This is a genomic window from Stenotrophomonas maltophilia group sp. SKK55, assembly GCF_057179845.1.
The window spans coordinates 1-16,722 of record NZ_JBXUHP010000033.1; the positions used below are offsets into that span (position 1 = coordinate 1).

Genomic DNA, 16,722 nt, shown 5'->3' on the forward strand with positions numbered 1-16,722 from the left:
AAGCGCTCGGCACCGATCTTGGTCAGTGCGGCGGTCAGCGTGGTCTTGCCGTGGTCGACGTGACCGATGGTGCCGACGTTGACGTGCGGCTTGGTGCGTTCGAACTTACCCTTTGCCATTGTTCTATACCTTGATTGTTCGTAAGTGGTTTCAAGAGAGGCTGAGCGAGGCTCAGCCCTTCTTCATGACGGCTTCGGCGATGTTGGTCGGAGCCGGCTCGTAGTGATCGAATTCCATGGTGAAGGTGGCGCGGCCCTGGGTCTGCGAACGCAGCGCAGTGGCGTAGCCGAACATTTCACCCAGCGGGATCATCGCGTTGATGATGCTGGCCGAACCGTCACCGGTGGTGTCGGAACCCTGCAGCACGCCGCGACGACGGCTGACGTCGCCCATCACGTCACCCTGGTAATCCTCCGGGGTCACGATCTCAACCTTCATGATCGGCTCCAGCAGCACCGGCTTGGCCTTGGCGAAGCCCTGCTTGAAGGCCATCGACGAAGCCAGCTTGAACGCCATTTCCGAGGAGTCGACGTCGTGGTACGAACCGAACACCAGCTTCACCTTGACGTCCACGACCGGGAAGCCAGCCAGCGGGCCGCTGGTGATGGTTTCGCGCAGGCCCTTCTCGACCGACGGGATGAATTCCTTCGGGATCACGCCGCCGGTGATGTCGTTGATGAACAGGAAGTCGTCCTTGATCATCGGAGCGATCTTCGGATCGGCACGGTCGGCAGCGGTGATCGGCGACAGCTCGATCACGACGTGACCGTACTGACCCTTACCACCGGACTGCTTGGCGTGCTTGTAGTCCGACTTGACGTCGGCCAGGGTGATGGTTTCGCGGTAGGCCACCTGCGGCGCGCCGACGTTGGCTTCAACGTTGAACTCGCGCTTCAGGCGGTCAACGATGATGTCCAGGTGCAGCTCGCCCATGCCCGAGATGATGGTCTGGCCGGATTCTTCGTCGGTCTTGACGCGGAACGACGGATCTTCCTGCGCCAGGCGGCCCAGGGCCAGGCCCATCTTTTCCTGGTCCGACTTGGTCTTCGGCTCGACGGCCATCGAGATCACCGGCTCCGGGAACGTCATGCGCTCCAGGATGATCGGGGCGTCCACGGCGCACAGGGTGTCACCGGTGGTGGTGTCCTTCAGGCCCACGGCAGCGGCGATGTCACCAGCCAGAACTTCCTTGATTTCCTCGCGGTTGTTCGAGTGCATCTGCAGGATGCGGCCGATGCGCTCCTTCTTGCCCTTCACCGAGTTCAGCACGGTGTCGCCACCGTTCAGGGTGCCCGAGTAGACACGGAAGAAGGTCAGCGCGCCGACGAACGGGTCGGTGATGATCTTGAAGGCCAGCGACGAGAACGGAGCCTTGTCGTCCGACTTGCGGGTCATTTCGACGGTGTCGTCGTCAACGTCCACGCCCTTCACGTCCGGCACGTCGACCGGCGACGGCAGCAGCTGGATCACGCCGTCCAGCATGGCCTGCACGCCCTTGTTCTTGAAGGCCGAGCCGCAGTACATCGGCACGATCTCGGTGGCCAGGGTGCGGGTACGCAGCGCGTTGATGATTTCAGCCTCGGCCAGCTCTTCGCCGCCCAGGTACTTTTCCATCAGCTCTTCGCTGGCTTCGGCAGCGGTCTCGACCATGAACTGGCGAGCCTCTTCAGCCGGGCCCTGCAGTTCGGCCGGGATGTCGCTGTATTCGAACTTCATGCCCTGCGAAGCTTCATCCCAGTGGATGGCCTTCATCTTCAGCAGGTCGACGACGCCCTTGAAGTTGTCTTCAGCGCCGATCGGCAGCTGCATCGGCACGGCAACGGCGCCCAGCTTGGCCTTCAGCTGGCCGACGACCTTCTGGAAGTTGGCACCGGTACGGTCCATCTTGTTGACGAACGCGATGCGCGGCACGTGGTACTTGTTGGCCTGGCGCCACACGGTTTCCGACTGCGGCTGCACGCCACCGACGGCGCACAGGACGAAGACGGCACCGTCGAGCACGCGCAGCGAACGCTCCACTTCGATGGTGAAGTCGACGTGCCCGGGGGTGTCGATGATGTTGAAGCGGTGCTCCGGCAGGGACTTGTCCATGCCCTTCCAGAACGCGGTGGTGGCAGCGGACTGGATCGTGATGCCACGCTCCTGCTCCTGCTCCATCCAGTCCATGGTGGCGGCGCCGTCGTGCACTTCACCGATCTTGTGGCTCTTGCCGGTGTAGAACAGGATGCGCTCGGACGTGGTGGTCTTGCCGGCATCGATGTGAGCCATGATGCCGAAGTTACGGTAACGCTCGATGGGAGTGGAACGGGCCACGGGAGCCTCTCAGATTTCTTGGATTTCGGATGGCCGAACGCCGCCTTTCGGCGGCCTTCGGATTGGCGCAGTCCTTCTGGGACCGCGAGGCAGCACGCACCGAAGTGGTGCTGCCCTGCCTGTTTTACAAGGCCGTCAAACTCACCAGCGGTAGTGGGCGAATGCCTTGTTGGCTTCGGCCATGCGGTGGGTTTCTTCGCGCTTCTTGATGGCGCCGCCGCGGTTTTCCGAGGCGTCGATCAGTTCAGCAGCCAGCTTCTTCGGCATGGTGTTCTCACCACGCTTGCGCGCGGAGTCGATCAGCCAGCGCATGGCCAGGGCCATCTTGCGCGACGAACGCACTTCGACCGGCACCTGGTAGGTGGCACCACCGACGCGGCGCGACTTGACTTCGACCGCCGGAGCGACGTTGTCCAGAGCCTTCTGCACCAGTTCAATGGCGTTGGCGCTGCTGTTCTTCTCGGTGATCACGTCCATGGCGCCGTACACGATCTTTTCGGCGACGGACTTCTTGCCGCTCTGCATGACCATGTTGATGAAACGGGCGATGGTTTCGCTTCCGTGCTTCGGATCGGGCAGGACGGAACGCTGCGGAGTATTACCCTTACGCGACATAGTGCTCTCTCCTTATGCCTTCGGACGCTTGGCGCCGTACTTGGAACGGGCCTGGCGACGCTTGGCAACGCCGGCGGCGTCGAGCGAGCCACGAACGGTGTGGTAACGCACACCCGGCAGGTCCTTGACGCGACCGCCGCGGATCAGGACCACGGAGTGCTCCTGCAGGTTGTGGCCTTCACCACCGATGTAGGAAATCACTTCTTCCTGGTTGGTCAGGCGGACCTTGGCAACCTTGCGCAGAGCCGAGTTCGGCTTCTTCGGAGTGGTGGTGTAGACACGGGTGCAGACGCCACGGCGCTGCGGGCACTTGTCGAGCGCCGGCGAGGCACTCTTGTAGGTGGTCGCTTGCCGCGGCTTGCGGACCAGCTGGTTGATCGTCGCCATCAGTAGGTTCTTCTGATTGGTGGCCGGAAAATCCGGCCAGAGATGCGGAAATGTTAAAGCAGGCCGAAATTTTGGCCTGCTGAGACAGACGATTGTAGCAACCTGCAAGGAAAGCAGTCAAACGCCTCCTGTCAAGCCCGTCCCTGATCCCGGGACGTTACTGGGGGGCCTCCATGTACCCCGTTCAGGTTGGCTGGGTCGATCGCAGATGATCTCCCCTGCCCTTTCCCAATCCCATCGATGGACCGATGGGGTGGTCCGGCCTTGCGGCCGGACCGGATACCTCATTCTTCGCCCGAGGCCTGTTCAGCTTCGGCTTCAACCACCGGGGACTCGACCGCAGCCGGGGTGCCGGCCAGGGTCTGCATTTCCGAGTCGGTGAGACCGGAAGCGCCGCGACGGCGGCTGCTGTGGTAGGACAGGCCGGTACCGGCCGGAATCAGGCGGCCGACGATGACGTTTTCCTTCAGGCCACGCAGGTTGTCCTTGGTACCGCGGACGGCAGCCTCGGTCAGCACTCGGGTGGTCTCCTGGAAGGAGGCCGCCGAGATGAACGATTCGGTCGCCAGCGAGGCCTTGGTGATACCCAGCAGGACCGGATCGAAGCGCGCCGGCAGTTCGTTGCGGGTCGACAGGCGCGCATTCTCCTCGATAACGCGCTGGCGCTCCACCTGTTCGCCGTTCAGGAACTTGCTGCTGCCCTGGTCGGTGATCTCGACCTTGCGCAGCATCTGGCGGGTGATCACCTCGATGTGCTTGTCGTTGATCTTCACGCCCTGCAGGCGGTACACGTCCTGGATTTCCTTGACCAGGTAGGCAGCCAGCGGCTCGACACCCAGCAGGCGCAGGATGTCCTGCGGGCTCGGCTCGCCGTCCACGATGGTTTCACCCTTGGTGACATGCTCGCCTTCGAACACGATGACCTGGCGGTACTTCGGGATCAGCTCTTCGTGCTCCGAACCATCAGTGTCCTTGATGATCAGGCGCTGCTTGCCCTTGGTGTCCTTGCCGAAGCTGATGATGCCCGAACGCTCGGCCAGCACCGCCGGATCCTTCGGCTTGCGCGCTTCGAACAGGTCGGCCACGCGCGGCAGACCACCGGTGATGTCGCGGGTCTTCGACGCTTCCTGCGGGATCTTGGCGACGACGTCGCCCACGCCCACCGGGGCGCCGTCCTGCAGATTGACGATCGAACGCGGCGGCAGCAGGTACTGCGCCGGCAGGTCGGTGCCCGGGATCGACAGGTCGTTGCCCTTGGCGTCGACGATGCGCACGATCGGGCGCAGGTCCTTGGCCTGGGTACCACGACGCTTCGGATCGGTGATTTCGCGCGAGGCCAGGCCGGTCAGCTCGTCGGTCTTCTCGATGACGGTGACGCCATCGACGAAGTCGATGAAGCGGATGAAGCCGGCCACTTCCGACACGATCGGGTGATTATGCGGATCCCAGTTGGCCACGGTCTGGCCAGCCTTGATCGCATCACCGTCCTTGGACGTGATGGTCGCACCGTACGGCAGCTTGTAACGCTCACGCTCACGGCCGTGCGCATCGAGCACCGAGATTTCGCCCGAGCGCGACACCGCCACCAGCGAGCCGTTGGCGTGCTCCACGGACTTGAGGTTGCTGAACTTGACCGAGCCGGTGGTCTTGACGGTGATGTTGTCGACCGCAGCAGCTCGCGACGCCGCACCACCGATGTGGAACGTACGCATGGTCAGCTGGGTACCCGGCTCACCGATGGACTGGGCGGCGATGACGCCGACCGCCTCACCGATGTTGACCAGGTGGCCACGCGCCAGGTCGCGGCCGTAGCAGCGCGAGCAGACACCGAAAGCCGATTCACAGGAGATGGTCGAGCGGACCTTGATGGTCTGCACGCCGGCATCTTCCAGCTTGGCAACCCAGGCTTCGTCCAGCAGGGTGTTGCGGGTGACGATCGGATCTTCGTCGTTGCCCGGCAGGAACACGTCCTCGGCAACCACGCGGCCCAGCACGCGATCCTTCAGCGGCTCGACCACGTCGCCGCCTTCCACGATCGGGGTCATGATCAGGCCTTCGGTGGTACCGCAATCCACTTCGGTGATCACCACGTCCTGCGCCACGTCGACCAGGCGACGGGTCAGGTAACCCGAGTTCGCGGTCTTCAGCGCGGTATCGGCCAGACCCTTACGGGCACCGTGGGTGGAGTTGAAGTACTCCTGCACGTTCAGGCCTTCGCGGAAGTTCGCCTTGATGGGCGTCTCGATGATCGAGCCGTCCGGGCGGGCCATCAGGCCACGCATGCCGGCCAGCTGACGGATCTGCGCCTGCGAACCACGCGCACCGGAGTCGGCCATGATGTACAGCGAGTTCATCGACTTCTGGTCGATGGTCTCGCCCTTGGCATTGACGACCTTCTCGGTACCGATGGTGTCCATCATCGCCTTGGCGATGCGCTCGTTGGTGCGCGACCAGATGTCGACCACCTTGTTGTAGCGCTCGCCGGCGGTGACCAGGCCCGACTGGTACTGCTCTTGGATTTCCAGCACTTCGGCTTCGGCCTCGGTGAGGATGCCCTTCTTCTCGTCCGGGATCAGCATGTCGTCGATGCCGATCGAGACGCCGGCGCGGGTCGCATAGGCGAAGCCGGTGTACATCAGCTTGTCGGCGAACACGACCGTGTCCTTCAGGCCGAGCTGGCGGTAGCTGGAGTTGATCAGGCGGCTGATGTTCTTCTTGGTCAGCTCGACATTGGCCAGCGCGAACGGCAGGCCTTCCGGCAGGATTTCAGCCAGCAGGGCGCGACCGATCGTGGTGTCCACGATCGAGGTCTTGTTCTGCTTGTTGCCGTCTTCGTCGGTCACCACCTCGGTAATGCGGACCTTGACCTTGGCGTGCAGTTCCACCACGCGGTTGTCGTAGGCGCGCTTGACTTCGGCGATGTTGGCGAAGGCCATGCCCTCGCCCTTCTTGTTCTCCAGCGAGCGGGTCATGTAGTACAGACCCAGCACGACGTCCTGCGACGGCACGATGATCGGCTCGCCGTTGGCCGGCGACAGGATGTTGTTGGTCGACATCATCAGCGCACGCGCTTCCAGCTGGGCTTCCAGCGAGAGCGGCACGTGGACGGCCATCTGGTCACCGTCGAAGTCGGCGTTGAACGCGGTGCAGACCAGCGGGTGCAGCTGGATGGCCTTGCCTTCGATCAGCACCGGCTCGAACGCCTGGATGCCCAGGCGGTGCAGGGTCGGCGCACGGTTCAGCATCACCGGATGCTCGCGGATGACCTCTTCCAGGATGTCCCAGACTTCGGCTTCTTCGCGCTCGACCAGCTTCTTGGCAGCCTTGATGGTGGTGGCCAGGCCACGACGCTGCAGCTTGGCGAAGACGAACGGCTTGAACAGCTCGAGCGCCATCTTCTTCGGCAGGCCGCACTGGTGCAGGCGCAGGTACGGACCGACCACGATGACCGAACGGCCAGAGTAGTCGACGCGCTTGCCGAGCAGGTTCTGGCGGAAGCGACCCTGCTTGCCCTTGATCATGTCGGCCAGCGACTTCAGCGGGCGCTTGTTGGTGCCGGTGATGGCACGGCCGCGACGGCCGTTGTCCAGCAGCGCATCGACCGATTCCTGCAGCATGCGCTTTTCATTGCGCACGATGATGTCCGGCGCGCTCAGTTCGAGCAGGCGGCGCAGGCGGTTGTTGCGGTTGATGACGCGGCGGTACAGGTCGTTCAGGTCGGAGGTCGCGAAGCGGCCGCCATCCAGCGGAACCAGCGGACGCAGGTCCGGCGGCAGCACCGGCAGCACGGTCATGACCATCCATTCCGGACGGTTGCCCGATTCCAGGAAGGCTTCGATCAGCTTGATGCGCTTGGTGAGGCGCTTGAGCTTGGTTTCCGAACCGGTAGCAGCGATTTCCTCGCGCAGGCGGGTCATCTCCGACTGCAGGTCGATCGTGCGCAGCAGTTCGTAGACGGCCTCGGCGCCCATCGCGGCGTCGAAGTCGTCGCCGTGCTCCTGGCGGGCCTGCAGGTACTGTTCTTCGGTCAGCAGCTGGCGGCGCTCCAGGGCGGTCAGGCCCGGCTCGGTCACCACGTACGCTTCGAAGTACAGCACGCGCTCGATGTCGCGCAGGGTCATGTCCAGCATCAGGCCAATGCGCGACGGCAGCGACTTGAGGAACCAGATGTGCGCGACCGGCGAAGCCAGGTCGATGTGGCCCATGCGCTCACGACGCACCTTGGCCAGGGTCACTTCGGTGCCGCACTTTTCGCAGACCACGCCGCGGTGCTTCATGCGCTTGTACTTGCCGCACAGGCACTCGTAGTCCTTCACCGGGCCGAAGATGGCGGCGCAGAACAGGCCGTCGCGTTCCGGCTTGAAGGTACGGTAGTTGATGGTTTCCGGCTTCTTCACTTCGCCGAAGGACCACGAACGGATCAGGTCCGGCGAGGCCAGCGCGATCTTGATCGCGTCGAAGTCCAGCGTCTGGCGCTGCTGGTTGAAGAGGTTGAGCAGGTCTTTCATGGTGTTCTCCAGAAGGAGGAATGCTGTGTCGATGGGCTTTCAGTTCACTGCCAGCGGCGCGGCGGCGGACCGCCGCGCCGGCATGGATCAGTTGTCTTCCAGTTCCATGTTGATGGCCAGCGAGCGGATTTCCTTCACGAGCACGTTGAAGGATTCCGGCATGCCCGCGACCATCTCGTGCTCGCCGTCGACGATGTTCTTGTACATCTGGTTGCGGCCCTGCACGTCATCGGACTTCACCGTCAGCATTTCCTGCAGGGTGTAGGCCGCGCCGTAGGCTTCCAGCGCCCAGACTTCCATTTCACCGAAGCGCTGGCCGCCGAACTGCGCCTTGCCGCCCAGCGGCTGCTGGGTGACGAGCGAGTACGGACCGGTCGAACGGGCGTGCATCTTGTCGTCGACCAGGTGGTTCAGCTTCAGGTAGTGCATGTAACCGACGGTGGTATGGCGGTCGAAGGCTTCACCGGTGCGGCCGTCGTACAGCTGGGTCTGGCCACTGCTCGGCAGGTCGGCCAGTTCCAGCATGCGCTTGATTTCCGCTTCGGTGGCGCCGTCGAAGACCGGGGTGGCCATCGGCACGCCGTCGGTCAGGTTGCGGGCCAGGCGCAGCAGTTCCTCGTCGCTGAACTGCGACAGGTCGACACGGTTGGCCACGTTGGTGTCGTCGTGGTTGTAGATGTCGTCCAGGAACTTGCGCAGGTCGGCCACCGCGGCCTGGGCTTCCAGCATCGCCTGGATCTTGCGACCCAGGCCCTTGGCGGCCCAGCCCAGGTGCACTTCCAGGATCTGGCCGATGTTCATACGCGACGGCACGCCCAGCGGGTTCAGCACGATGTCCACGGTCTCGCCCGAGGCCATGTACGGCATGTCCTCGACCGGCACCACGTTGGACACCACACCCTTGTTGCCGTGGCGGCCTGCCATCTTGTCGCCCGGCTGGATGCGGCGCTTCACCGCCAGGAACACCTTGACCATCTTCAGCACGCCCGGGGCGAGGTCGTCGCCCGCGGTGATCTTGCCGCGCTTGTCGGCGAAGCGACGCTCGAATTCCTTCTCGTGCGCCTGGATCTGCTTCTGGGCGCGCTCGATGGCTTCCGAGGCGTCCTCGTCCTTCATGCGCAGGGCGAACCAGTCAGACTTCTTCAGGCCGTCGAGGAAGGCGTCGGTGATCACGTCACCCTTCTTCAGGCCAGCACCACCATTGACCACCTTGCCCACGATCTGCGAACGCAGACGCATGTAGATGGCCGCTTCCAGGATGCGGAACTGGTCATCGAAGTCCTTCTTGACGCGCTTGATTTCGGACTCTTCGATCTGGCGGGCGCGCTTGTCCTTCTCGATGCCGTCGCGGGTGAAGACCTGCACGTCGATGACGGTGCCGTCCATGCCCGGCGGAACGCGCAGCGAGCTGTCCTTAACGTCCGAAGCCTTCTCGCCGAAGATCGCGCGCAGCAGCTTCTCTTCCGGGGTCAGCTGGCTTTCGCCCTTCGGGGTGACCTTGCCGACCAGGATGTCGCCGGCGCGCACTTCGGCACCGATGTACACCACGCCGCTCTCGTCCAGGCGGTTCAGCGCCTGCTCGGAGACGTTCGGGATGTCGGCGGAGATTTCCTCCGGCCCCAGCTTGGTGTCACGCGCGACGCAGGTCAGCTCTTCGATGTGGATCGTGGTGTAGCGATCCTCTTCCACCACGCGCTCGGAGAGCAGGATGGAGTCTTCGAAGTTGTAGCCGTTCCACGGCATGAACGCGATCAGCATGTTCTGGCCCAGGGCCAGCTCGCCGATGTCGGTGGACGGACCGTCGGCCAGCACGTCACCGCGGGCGATGACGTCACCCACCTGGACCAGCGGACGCTGGTTGATGCAGGTGTTCTGGTTCGACCGGGTGTACTTGACCAGGTTGTAGATGTCCACGCCGGCGTCGGTGGCGCCAACGATCTCTTCCTCATTGACCTTGACCACGATGCGGGCGGCGTCGATCTGCACGATCTCACCACCACGACGGGCGTTCACGGTCACACCCGAGTCACGCGCCACGGCGCGCTCGATGCCGGTACCGACCAGCGGCTTCTGCGAACGCAGGGTCGGCACGGCCTGACGCTGCATGTTGGCGCCCATCAGTGCGCGGTTCGCGTCATCGTGCTCCAGGAACGGAACCAGCGCGGCCGCGATCGAGACGGTCTGCATCGGCGAAACGTCCATGAAGTGGACTTCCGCCGGCGGCTTCAGCAGCGATTCGCCCTGGAAGCGGCACGGAACGAACTGCTCGGTCAGGGTGCCCTTGGCGTCGGTCAGCGCGTTGGCCTGCGCAATGACGTACTCGTTCTCTTCAATGGCCGACAGGAACTCGACTTCGTCATAGACCTTGCCGTCCACGACCTTGCGGTACGGGGTCTCGAGGAAACCGTACTTGTTGGTGCGGGCGTACACGGCCAGCGAGTTGATCAGGCCGATGTTCGGGCCTTCCGGGGTTTCGATGGTGCAGACGCGGCCGTAATGGGTCGGGTGCACGTCGCGCACTTCGAAGCCGGCGCGCTCACGGGTCAGGCCGCCCGGGCCCAGGGCCGAGACGCGACGCTTGTGCGTCACTTCCGACAGCGGGTTGTTCTGGTCCATGAACTGCGACAGCTGCGAGGAGCCGAAGAACTCCTTGATGGCAGCGGCGACCGGCTTGGCGTTGATCAGTTCCTGCGGGGTCAGGCCTTCCGATTCGGCCATCGACAGGCGCTCCTTGACCGCACGCTCGACGCGGACCAGGCCGACGCGGAACACGTTCTCGGCCATTTCGCCGACCGAACGCACGCGACGGTTGCCCAGGTGATCGATGTCGTCGACCACGCCGCGACCGTTGCGGATCTCGGTCAGGACCTTGATCACGTCCAGGATGTCGGAGCTTTCGCCGTGGGCAGCGACCAGGCGCTTGGACTCTTCGTCGTTGCGCTCGCCGAAGTACTTGCTGTCGTACAGCACGGCTTCGCCGGTGGTTTCCTTGCGGCCCACGCGACGGTTGAACTTCATGCGGCCGACCGCGGACAGGTCGTAGCGCTCGAAGGTGAAGAACAGGTTGTGGAACAGGTTCTGCGCGGCATCCTTGGTCGGCGGCTCGCCCGGACGCATCATGCGGTAGATCTCGACCAGGGCTTCCAGCTGGGTCTTGGTCGGGTCGATACGCAGGGTGTTGGACAGGTACGGGCCACGATCCAGGTCGTTCACCCACAGGGTGCCCACGGCATCCACACCGGCCTTGCGGAAGGCCTGCAGCTGCTCGTCCGTGATCTCGTCGTTGGCCTGGGCCAGCAGTTCGCCGGTCGAGGCATCGACCACGTCGTGCGACAGGATGCGGCCGACGATGTAGTCGTCCGGCACGGCCAGGGCGGCGATGCCCGAGGCTTCCAGCTGCTTGATGTGGCGCGCGGTGATGCGCTTGCCGGCTTCCACGATGACCTTGTCGCCGTCGGCGAGGTCGAAGCCCAGGGTCTCGCCACGCAGGCGCTCCGGCACCAGCTCCAGCTGGACGCCTTCATCCGGGTTGATGTGGAAGGTGTTGATCTCGAAGAACTCGGCCAGCATCTCTTCGTTGCTGTAGCCGAGCGCGCGCAGCAGGATCGACACCGGCAGCTTGCGGCGGCGGTCGATACGGGTGAACAGCGCGTCCTTCGGGTCGAACTCGAAGTCCAGCCAGGAGCCGCGGTAGGGAATGATGCGGGCGCTGTACAGCAGCTTGCCCGAGCTGTGGGTCTTGCCACGGTCGTGGTCGAAGAACACGCCCGGCGAGCGGTGCAGCTGGGAGACGATGACGCGCTCGGTGCCGTTGACGATGAAGGTGCCGTTCTCGGTCATCAGCGGGATTTCGCCCAGATAGACCTCCTGCTCCTTCACGTACTTGATGGCCTTGGTCGACGACTCACGGTCGTAGATCACCAGGCGCACGGTCACGCGCAGCGGGGCGCCGTAGCTCATGCCGCGCTGGCGGCACTCACGCTCGTCGAAGACCGGTTCGCCCAGCTTGTAGCCGACGTATTCCAGGGCAGCGTTGCCGCTGTAGCTGGCGATCGGGAAGACCGACTTCAGCGCAGCGTGCAGGCCGTGGTCCGTGCGCTTGGCCGGATCGACGTTTTCCTGCAGGAATTCACGATAGGAATCCACCTGGATGGCGAGCAGGAACGGCACTTCGAGAATCGAGCGCTGCTTGCCGAAATCCTTGCGGATACGCTTTTTTTCGGTGAACGAATAGGACGTCATGAGGTCTTCCACCTTGTTGTGCGGATCGTGCGCCCACGATCCGAAGGGAACTTGAAATTGTCAGTTGGAAGTCGCTGGTATTGCCGGCACCAGCACGCCTTCTCCCGCTACTTCCAACTGCCAACTCGTCTGCTACCACTCCCCCGCTGCCGCGCTCGGCGCTGGCCTGCCGGGGTTTGACTGCAGCCCGTGTTGGGCTTTTTCCTGCTTTTTTCACATCCACGCATGGCGCGGATCTACAACACCGCAACAACGACCAAAGGCCGGGGGCTTACGCCCCCAGCCTTGGCTGCATCGCCGCGAATCGGTGACGATGCAAGGTAACTGCTTACTTGACTTCGACAGTCGCGCCAGCAGCTTCCAGGTCCTTCTTCATCTTCTCGGCTTCTTCCTTCGAAGCGTTGTCCTTCAGGACGCCGCCGGCTTCGGCCAGGTCCTTCGCTTCCTTCAGGCCCAGGCCGGTGATGGCGCGGACGGCCTTGATGACTTCGACCTTCTTCTCGCCGGCAGTCTTCAGGGTGACGACGAATTCGGTCTGCTCTTCAACAGCAGCAGCCGGGCCAGCGGCAGCAGCCACGGCAACCGGAGCAGCGGCGGAGACGCCGAACTTCTCTTCGATGGCCTTGACCAGCTCCATCACTTCCATCAGGGACTTCTCGGCGATGGCGTCGACGATCTGTTCGTTGGTAAGGGACATGATTAATACCTTTGGATGATTTTCTGGATTGAGGTTCCGTCAGGAACCACGGTAAGTCGAAACTCAGGCGGTCTCGGCGGCCGGCTCGGCAGCGTCAGCGGCGACATCGCCACCACCCTGCTTCTCGCCAACGGCCTTGATGGCGCGGGCAAACATCGTGACCGGCTCGGTCAGGACGCGGGCCAGCATGGCCAGGGCCTGGTCGCGGGTCGGCAGCGATGCCAGCACGTCGACGTGGCTCGCCGGGAACACTTCACCACCGATGGCGACGACCTTAGCCTTCAGCTTGTCGTTGCCCTTGGCGGCTTCCTTGATCAGGCGACCGGCAGCGCCGGGCTCCTCGAGCGAGAACGCGTACAGCAGCGGACCAACCATCTGGTCCTGGGCGACTGCGAACTCGGTGCCTTCAACGGCACGCGAAGCCAGGGTGTTCTTGACAACCTTCAAGAAAACACCGGTTTCACGAGCCTGCTTGCGCATCGCGGTCATCTGGGCGACCGTGGTGCCAGCGTATTCGGCTGCGATCAAGGAGTGGGCCTTGGCGGCGACGTCTGCCAGCTCGGCGACTACTTCTTGCTTCTGGGACAGATTGAGAGCCATTGCACTCCTCCTATTGAACTCCGCTTACGGCTCCTGCCGTGTGCGGTCCTGTGCGGCATCCATCCTGGACGCCGGGAACATCGGGATGATGTTCCGGGGGTGGGCCGTTCTAGACCTGGAGTGGGCCAACCTGGGAAACCCAGACGTGCGTGAACCAGAAAAACTCCAGAAGGGCACCATCTACGCAGGGTGATTCCGGGGAATCGATTAAGCGCTCCTGACTGCTCCGGCGGCGACTCCTTGCCAGATCGAGCTTCCATGCCCGTCGCCGGTATTGCCACGACCGCGCCTGCGGTCTTTGACGGCTACCGCGGGCGATGCACTGCCAGCGATGCCTTCAAATGTCACGGTCACGGCACCCGGGGCACCGTGACCGCTTGAAACAATTACTTCAGGGTCAGCGACGACTGGTCGACGGTGACGCCCGGGCCCATCGTCGAGCTGACCGAAACCTTCTGCAGGTAGGTGCCCTTCGAGGTGGCCGGCTTGGCCTTGATCAGGTCCAGCAGCAGCGCGGTCAGGTTCGACTTCAGCGCGTCTTCGGCGAAGTCGGCCTTGCCGATGGTGCAGTGGATGATGCCGGCCTTGTCGGTGCGGTAACGGACCTGACCCGACTTGGCGTTCTTCACGGCTTCACCCGGGTTCGGGGAAACGGTGCCGACCTTCGGGTTCGGCATCAGGCCGCGCGGGCCCAGCACGGTGCCCAGCTTACCGACGACGCGCATGGCGTCCGGGGTCGCGATGACGACGTCGTAGTTCAGATCGCCGGCCTGCATCTTCTCGGCCAGGTCATCCATACCGACGGCGTCGGCGCCAGCAGCCAGGGCTTCGTCAGCCTTGGCACCGGCCGGAGCGAACACGGCGACGCGGACCGACTTGCCGGTACCGGCCGGCAGCACGGTGGAGCCACGGACCTGCTGGTCGGACTTCTTCGCATCGACGCCCAGGCGCACGGCGACGTCGATCGACTCGACGAACTTGGCCTTGGTGGCGGTCTTCAGGATGTTGATCGCGTCCTCGAAGGCGTATGCCTTGCCCGGAACGACGGCGGCCTTGATGGCCTTCTCACGCTTGGTCTGTGCCATCTTATTAACCCTCCACCACGAGGCCCATGGAACGGGCAGAGCCAGCGATGGTACGCACGGCGGCGTCCAGGTCGGCGGCAGTCAGATCCGGTTCCTTCGCCTTGGCGATCTCTTCCAGCTGCTTACGGGTGACCTTGCCGACCTTCTCGGTGTTCGGGCGCTTGGAGCCCGACGAGATGCCAGCGGCCTTCTTCAGCAGGGTGGTAGCCGGGGTGCTCTTGGTGATGAAGGTGAACGTACGGTCCGAGTAGGCCGTGATGATCACCGGAACCGGCAGACCCGGCTCGAGCTTCTGCGTGGCAGCGTTGAACGCCTTGCAGAATTCCATGATGTTCAGGCCACGCTGACCCAGCGCAGGACCGACCGGCGGCGAGGGGTTGGCCTGACCGGCCTTCACCTGCAGCTTGATGTAACCGACAACTTTCTTTGCCATGTGAGTGCTCTCCGGGTGCTAGCGCCTTTCGACAACAGGCTCCCCATCGGACCGGGAATCACGCGTCCCGGCATCGCGTTTTGAAATCATGCTGAAGGCCACCTTGCGGCGGCCTCGTCCTGCTGGCTTCCCCAGCGGGGAGCCGCGCACTATAACAGGTTTTTTCTTCACATGCCTGAAGCGGCAGGTAAACGAACGGAACCGGGCCAGGCCCGGTTCCCTTTGGAGAGTCGAGCCATGCCCGACTACCGCACCATCCAGACCCCGGAGTCGAGCATGGCTCGACTCGACAGGACAGGTCAGACGGCCTTTTCGACCTGGCCGAACTCCAGCTCGACCGGAGTGGCACGACCGAAGATCAGCACCGAGACGCGCAGACGGCTCTTCTCGTAGTTGACTTCTTCGACGACGCCATTGAAATCGTTGAACGGACCGTCGGTGACGCGGACCATCTGGCCCGGCTCGAACAGCACCTTCGGACGCGGCTTCTCGACACCCTCCTGAACGCGGTTCAGGATGGCCTCGGCCTCGGAATCGGCGATCGGCAGCGGACGATCGGCGGTGCCGCCGATGAAGCCCATGACCCGCGGGGTTTCCTTGACCAGATGCCAGCTTTCGTTGTCGATGCGCGGAATGCCGGCTTCCTCGTGGGTCTCGATCTGGACCAGCACGTAACCCGGGAAGAACTTGCGCTCGGAACGGCGCTTCTGGCCGGCGCGCATCTCGACCACTTCCTCGGTCGGGACCAGGACGTCGCCGAAGCGCTCTTCCATGCCGTCACGGACGATGCGATCGCGCAGAGCCTGCGCCACCGACTTCTCGAAGCCCGAATAGGCGTGAACGACGTACCAACGCTTCATGCAATTCTCCTTAGCGGCTCAGGAACCACTGAGTCAGTTTCTGGATCAGGAAGTCGAAGCCACCCAGCAGAAGACTGAGGATGAGCACCACGACGATCACGACCCAGGTCATGCGGACGGCTTCCTGGCGCGTCGGCCAGACCACCTTGCGCAGTTCGAAGCGCGACTCGGAGAGGAATTCGCGGGTGTCGCGCCCCTTGCCGGTCAGCATGAACACGCCGATACCGCCAACCAGACCGACCACGACCGCCAATGCACGCAGCTGACCCGCCCACGCACCCAGCTGGGCGGCGCGACCGGAGTCGGCGGAGAACCAGAACCAGACGAACAGACCGGCCAGCACCAGCAGCGATGCGGCGACATACTTGACGATATCTCCACCGTTGGCGGAGTTGTCCTTGGAGTGTTCGATCTTGCTATTCATCCGGCTGTGTCTGCTTTAGCGGCCCAGGCCGCTGGATAAGGTGGGCAGATGGCACGCCAGGAGGGACTCGAACCCCCAACCTGCGGTTTTGGAGACCGCTGCTCTGCCAATTGAGCTACTGGCGTACGTTGAAAACTTGCCTTCCCTTAGACGGCGAAGGCGGACCGAGGTTCCCGGCCCGCCATTCGCGTAACCGGCGGCGCTATGCAACCACCGGCACTGCAGGCTTACTCGATGATCTTCGAGACCACGCCGGCGCCGACGGTACGACCGCCTTCGCGGATGGCGAAGCGCAGGCCTTCGTCCATGGCCACCGGGTTGATCAGGGTGACTTCCATCTTGACGTTGTCACCCGGCATCACCATTTCGACGCCTTCCGGCAGCTTGGCGGCGCCGGTGATGTCGGTGGTGCGGAAGTAGAACTGCGGACGGTAGCCGTTGAAGAACGGGGTGTGGCGGCCGCCCTCGTCCTTCGACAGGACGTACACTTCGCCTTCGAACTTGGTGTGCGGCTTGATCGTGCCCGGCTTGGCCAGCACCTGGCCACGCTCGACGTCG

Annotated in this window: 13 protein-coding genes and 1 tRNA gene; all 14 read right to left on the bottom strand. The window is 63.5% G+C overall.

What is annotated here, in order from left to right:
• The coding region (locus AC2A1N_RS13695) for a GTP-binding protein (RefSeq protein WP_049420184.1) at positions 1-119 on the bottom strand (119 nt) is incomplete at its 3' end.
• A gap of 52 nt (positions 120-171) precedes the next feature.
• A complete protein-coding gene (gene fusA / locus AC2A1N_RS13700; protein WP_049414677.1) occupies positions 172-2,313 on the bottom strand; it encodes an elongation factor G in 2,142 nt (713 codons plus the stop codon).
• Between the two features lie 141 nt (positions 2,314-2,454).
• On the bottom strand, positions 2,455-2,928 hold the full coding sequence (rpsG, locus tag AC2A1N_RS13705; RefSeq protein WP_004145321.1) for a 30S ribosomal protein S7: 474 nt from the start codon (positions 2,926-2,928) through the stop codon (positions 2,455-2,457).
• 12 nt (positions 2,929-2,940) lie between these two features.
• A complete protein-coding gene (rpsL, locus tag AC2A1N_RS13710) occupies positions 2,941-3,315 on the bottom strand; it encodes a 30S ribosomal protein S12 (RefSeq protein WP_004145320.1) in 375 nt (124 codons plus the stop codon).
• A gap of 284 nt (positions 3,316-3,599) precedes the next feature.
• Complete coding sequence (gene rpoC / locus AC2A1N_RS13715) at positions 3,600-7,823, bottom strand: DNA-directed RNA polymerase subunit beta' (protein ID WP_061480645.1); 4,224 nt, start codon at positions 7,821-7,823, stop codon at positions 3,600-3,602.
• 87 nt (positions 7,824-7,910) lie between these two features.
• Positions 7,911-12,065, bottom strand: coding sequence for a DNA-directed RNA polymerase subunit beta (gene rpoB, locus AC2A1N_RS13720; RefSeq protein ID WP_005415409.1), 4,155 nt, complete (start codon positions 12,063-12,065; stop codon positions 7,911-7,913).
• Positions 12,066-12,393: 328 nt separating this feature from the next.
• The gene (rplL, locus tag AC2A1N_RS13725; protein WP_005415408.1) at positions 12,394-12,762 is read right to left on the bottom strand and encodes a 50S ribosomal protein L7/L12; all 369 of its coding nucleotides are present in this window, start codon (positions 12,760-12,762) and stop codon (positions 12,394-12,396) included.
• Between the two features lie 63 nt (positions 12,763-12,825).
• Positions 12,826-13,362 (bottom strand): 50S ribosomal protein L10, encoded by a 537-nt coding sequence (gene rplJ / locus AC2A1N_RS13730; RefSeq protein WP_005408203.1) that lies wholly within the window; start codon positions 13,360-13,362, stop codon positions 12,826-12,828.
• 386 nt (positions 13,363-13,748) lie between these two features.
• Positions 13,749-14,447: a 50S ribosomal protein L1 gene (gene rplA / locus AC2A1N_RS13735; RefSeq protein ID WP_005415407.1), complete on the bottom strand. Its 699-nt coding sequence runs from the start codon at positions 14,445-14,447 to the stop codon at positions 13,749-13,751.
• A 4-nt stretch (positions 14,448-14,451) separates the two neighbouring features.
• A complete protein-coding gene (gene rplK / locus AC2A1N_RS13740; RefSeq protein ID WP_004145248.1) occupies positions 14,452-14,880 on the bottom strand; it encodes a 50S ribosomal protein L11 in 429 nt (142 codons plus the stop codon).
• Between the two features lie 299 nt (positions 14,881-15,179).
• The gene (nusG, locus tag AC2A1N_RS13745) at positions 15,180-15,740 is read right to left on the bottom strand and encodes a transcription termination/antitermination protein NusG (protein ID WP_004154362.1); all 561 of its coding nucleotides are present in this window, start codon (positions 15,738-15,740) and stop codon (positions 15,180-15,182) included.
• Positions 15,741-15,750: 10 nt separating this feature from the next.
• The gene (gene secE, locus AC2A1N_RS13750) at positions 15,751-16,164 is read right to left on the bottom strand and encodes a preprotein translocase subunit SecE (RefSeq protein WP_004145202.1); all 414 of its coding nucleotides are present in this window, start codon (positions 16,162-16,164) and stop codon (positions 15,751-15,753) included.
• A 49-nt stretch (positions 16,165-16,213) separates the two neighbouring features.
• Positions 16,214-16,289 (bottom strand) — tRNA-Trp (locus AC2A1N_RS13755).
• Positions 16,290-16,391: 102 nt separating this feature from the next.
• Positions 16,392-16,722 (bottom strand): EF-Tu C-terminal domain-related protein (locus AC2A1N_RS13760; RefSeq protein ID WP_484372598.1); only part of this gene is annotated, 331 nt, incomplete at its 5' end.

What these genes read in the sequence shown, in the direction of transcription:
- secE (WP_004145202.1), bottom strand. Translation starts at nt 16,164, where the DNA reads ATGAATAGCAAGATCGAACACTCCAAGGACAACTCCGCCAACGGTGGA.
- rplJ (WP_005408203.1), bottom strand. Translation starts at nt 13,362, where the DNA reads ATGGCTCTCAATCTGTCCCAGAAGCAAGAAGTAGTCGCCGAGCTGGCA.
- rplL (WP_005415408.1), bottom strand. Translation starts at nt 12,762, where the DNA reads ATGTCCCTTACCAACGAACAGATCGTCGACGCCATCGCCGAGAAGTCC.
- rpsG (WP_004145321.1), bottom strand. Translation starts at nt 2,928, where the DNA reads ATGTCGCGTAAGGGTAATACTCCGCAGCGTTCCGTCCTGCCCGATCCG.
- rpoB (WP_005415409.1), bottom strand. Translation starts at nt 12,065, where the DNA reads ATGACGTCCTATTCGTTCACCGAAAAAAAGCGTATCCGCAAGGATTTC.
- rpoC (WP_061480645.1), bottom strand. Translation starts at nt 7,823, where the DNA reads ATGAAAGACCTGCTCAACCTCTTCAACCAGCAGCGCCAGACGCTGGAC.
- nusG (WP_004154362.1), bottom strand. Translation starts at nt 15,740, where the DNA reads ATGAAGCGTTGGTACGTCGTTCACGCCTATTCGGGCTTCGAGAAGTCG.
- rpsL (WP_004145320.1), bottom strand. Translation starts at nt 3,315, where the DNA reads ATGGCGACGATCAACCAGCTGGTCCGCAAGCCGCGGCAAGCGACCACC.
- rplA (WP_005415407.1), bottom strand. Translation starts at nt 14,447, where the DNA reads ATGGCACAGACCAAGCGTGAGAAGGCCATCAAGGCCGCCGTCGTTCCG.
- rplK (WP_004145248.1), bottom strand. Translation starts at nt 14,880, where the DNA reads ATGGCAAAGAAAGTTGTCGGTTACATCAAGCTGCAGGTGAAGGCCGGT.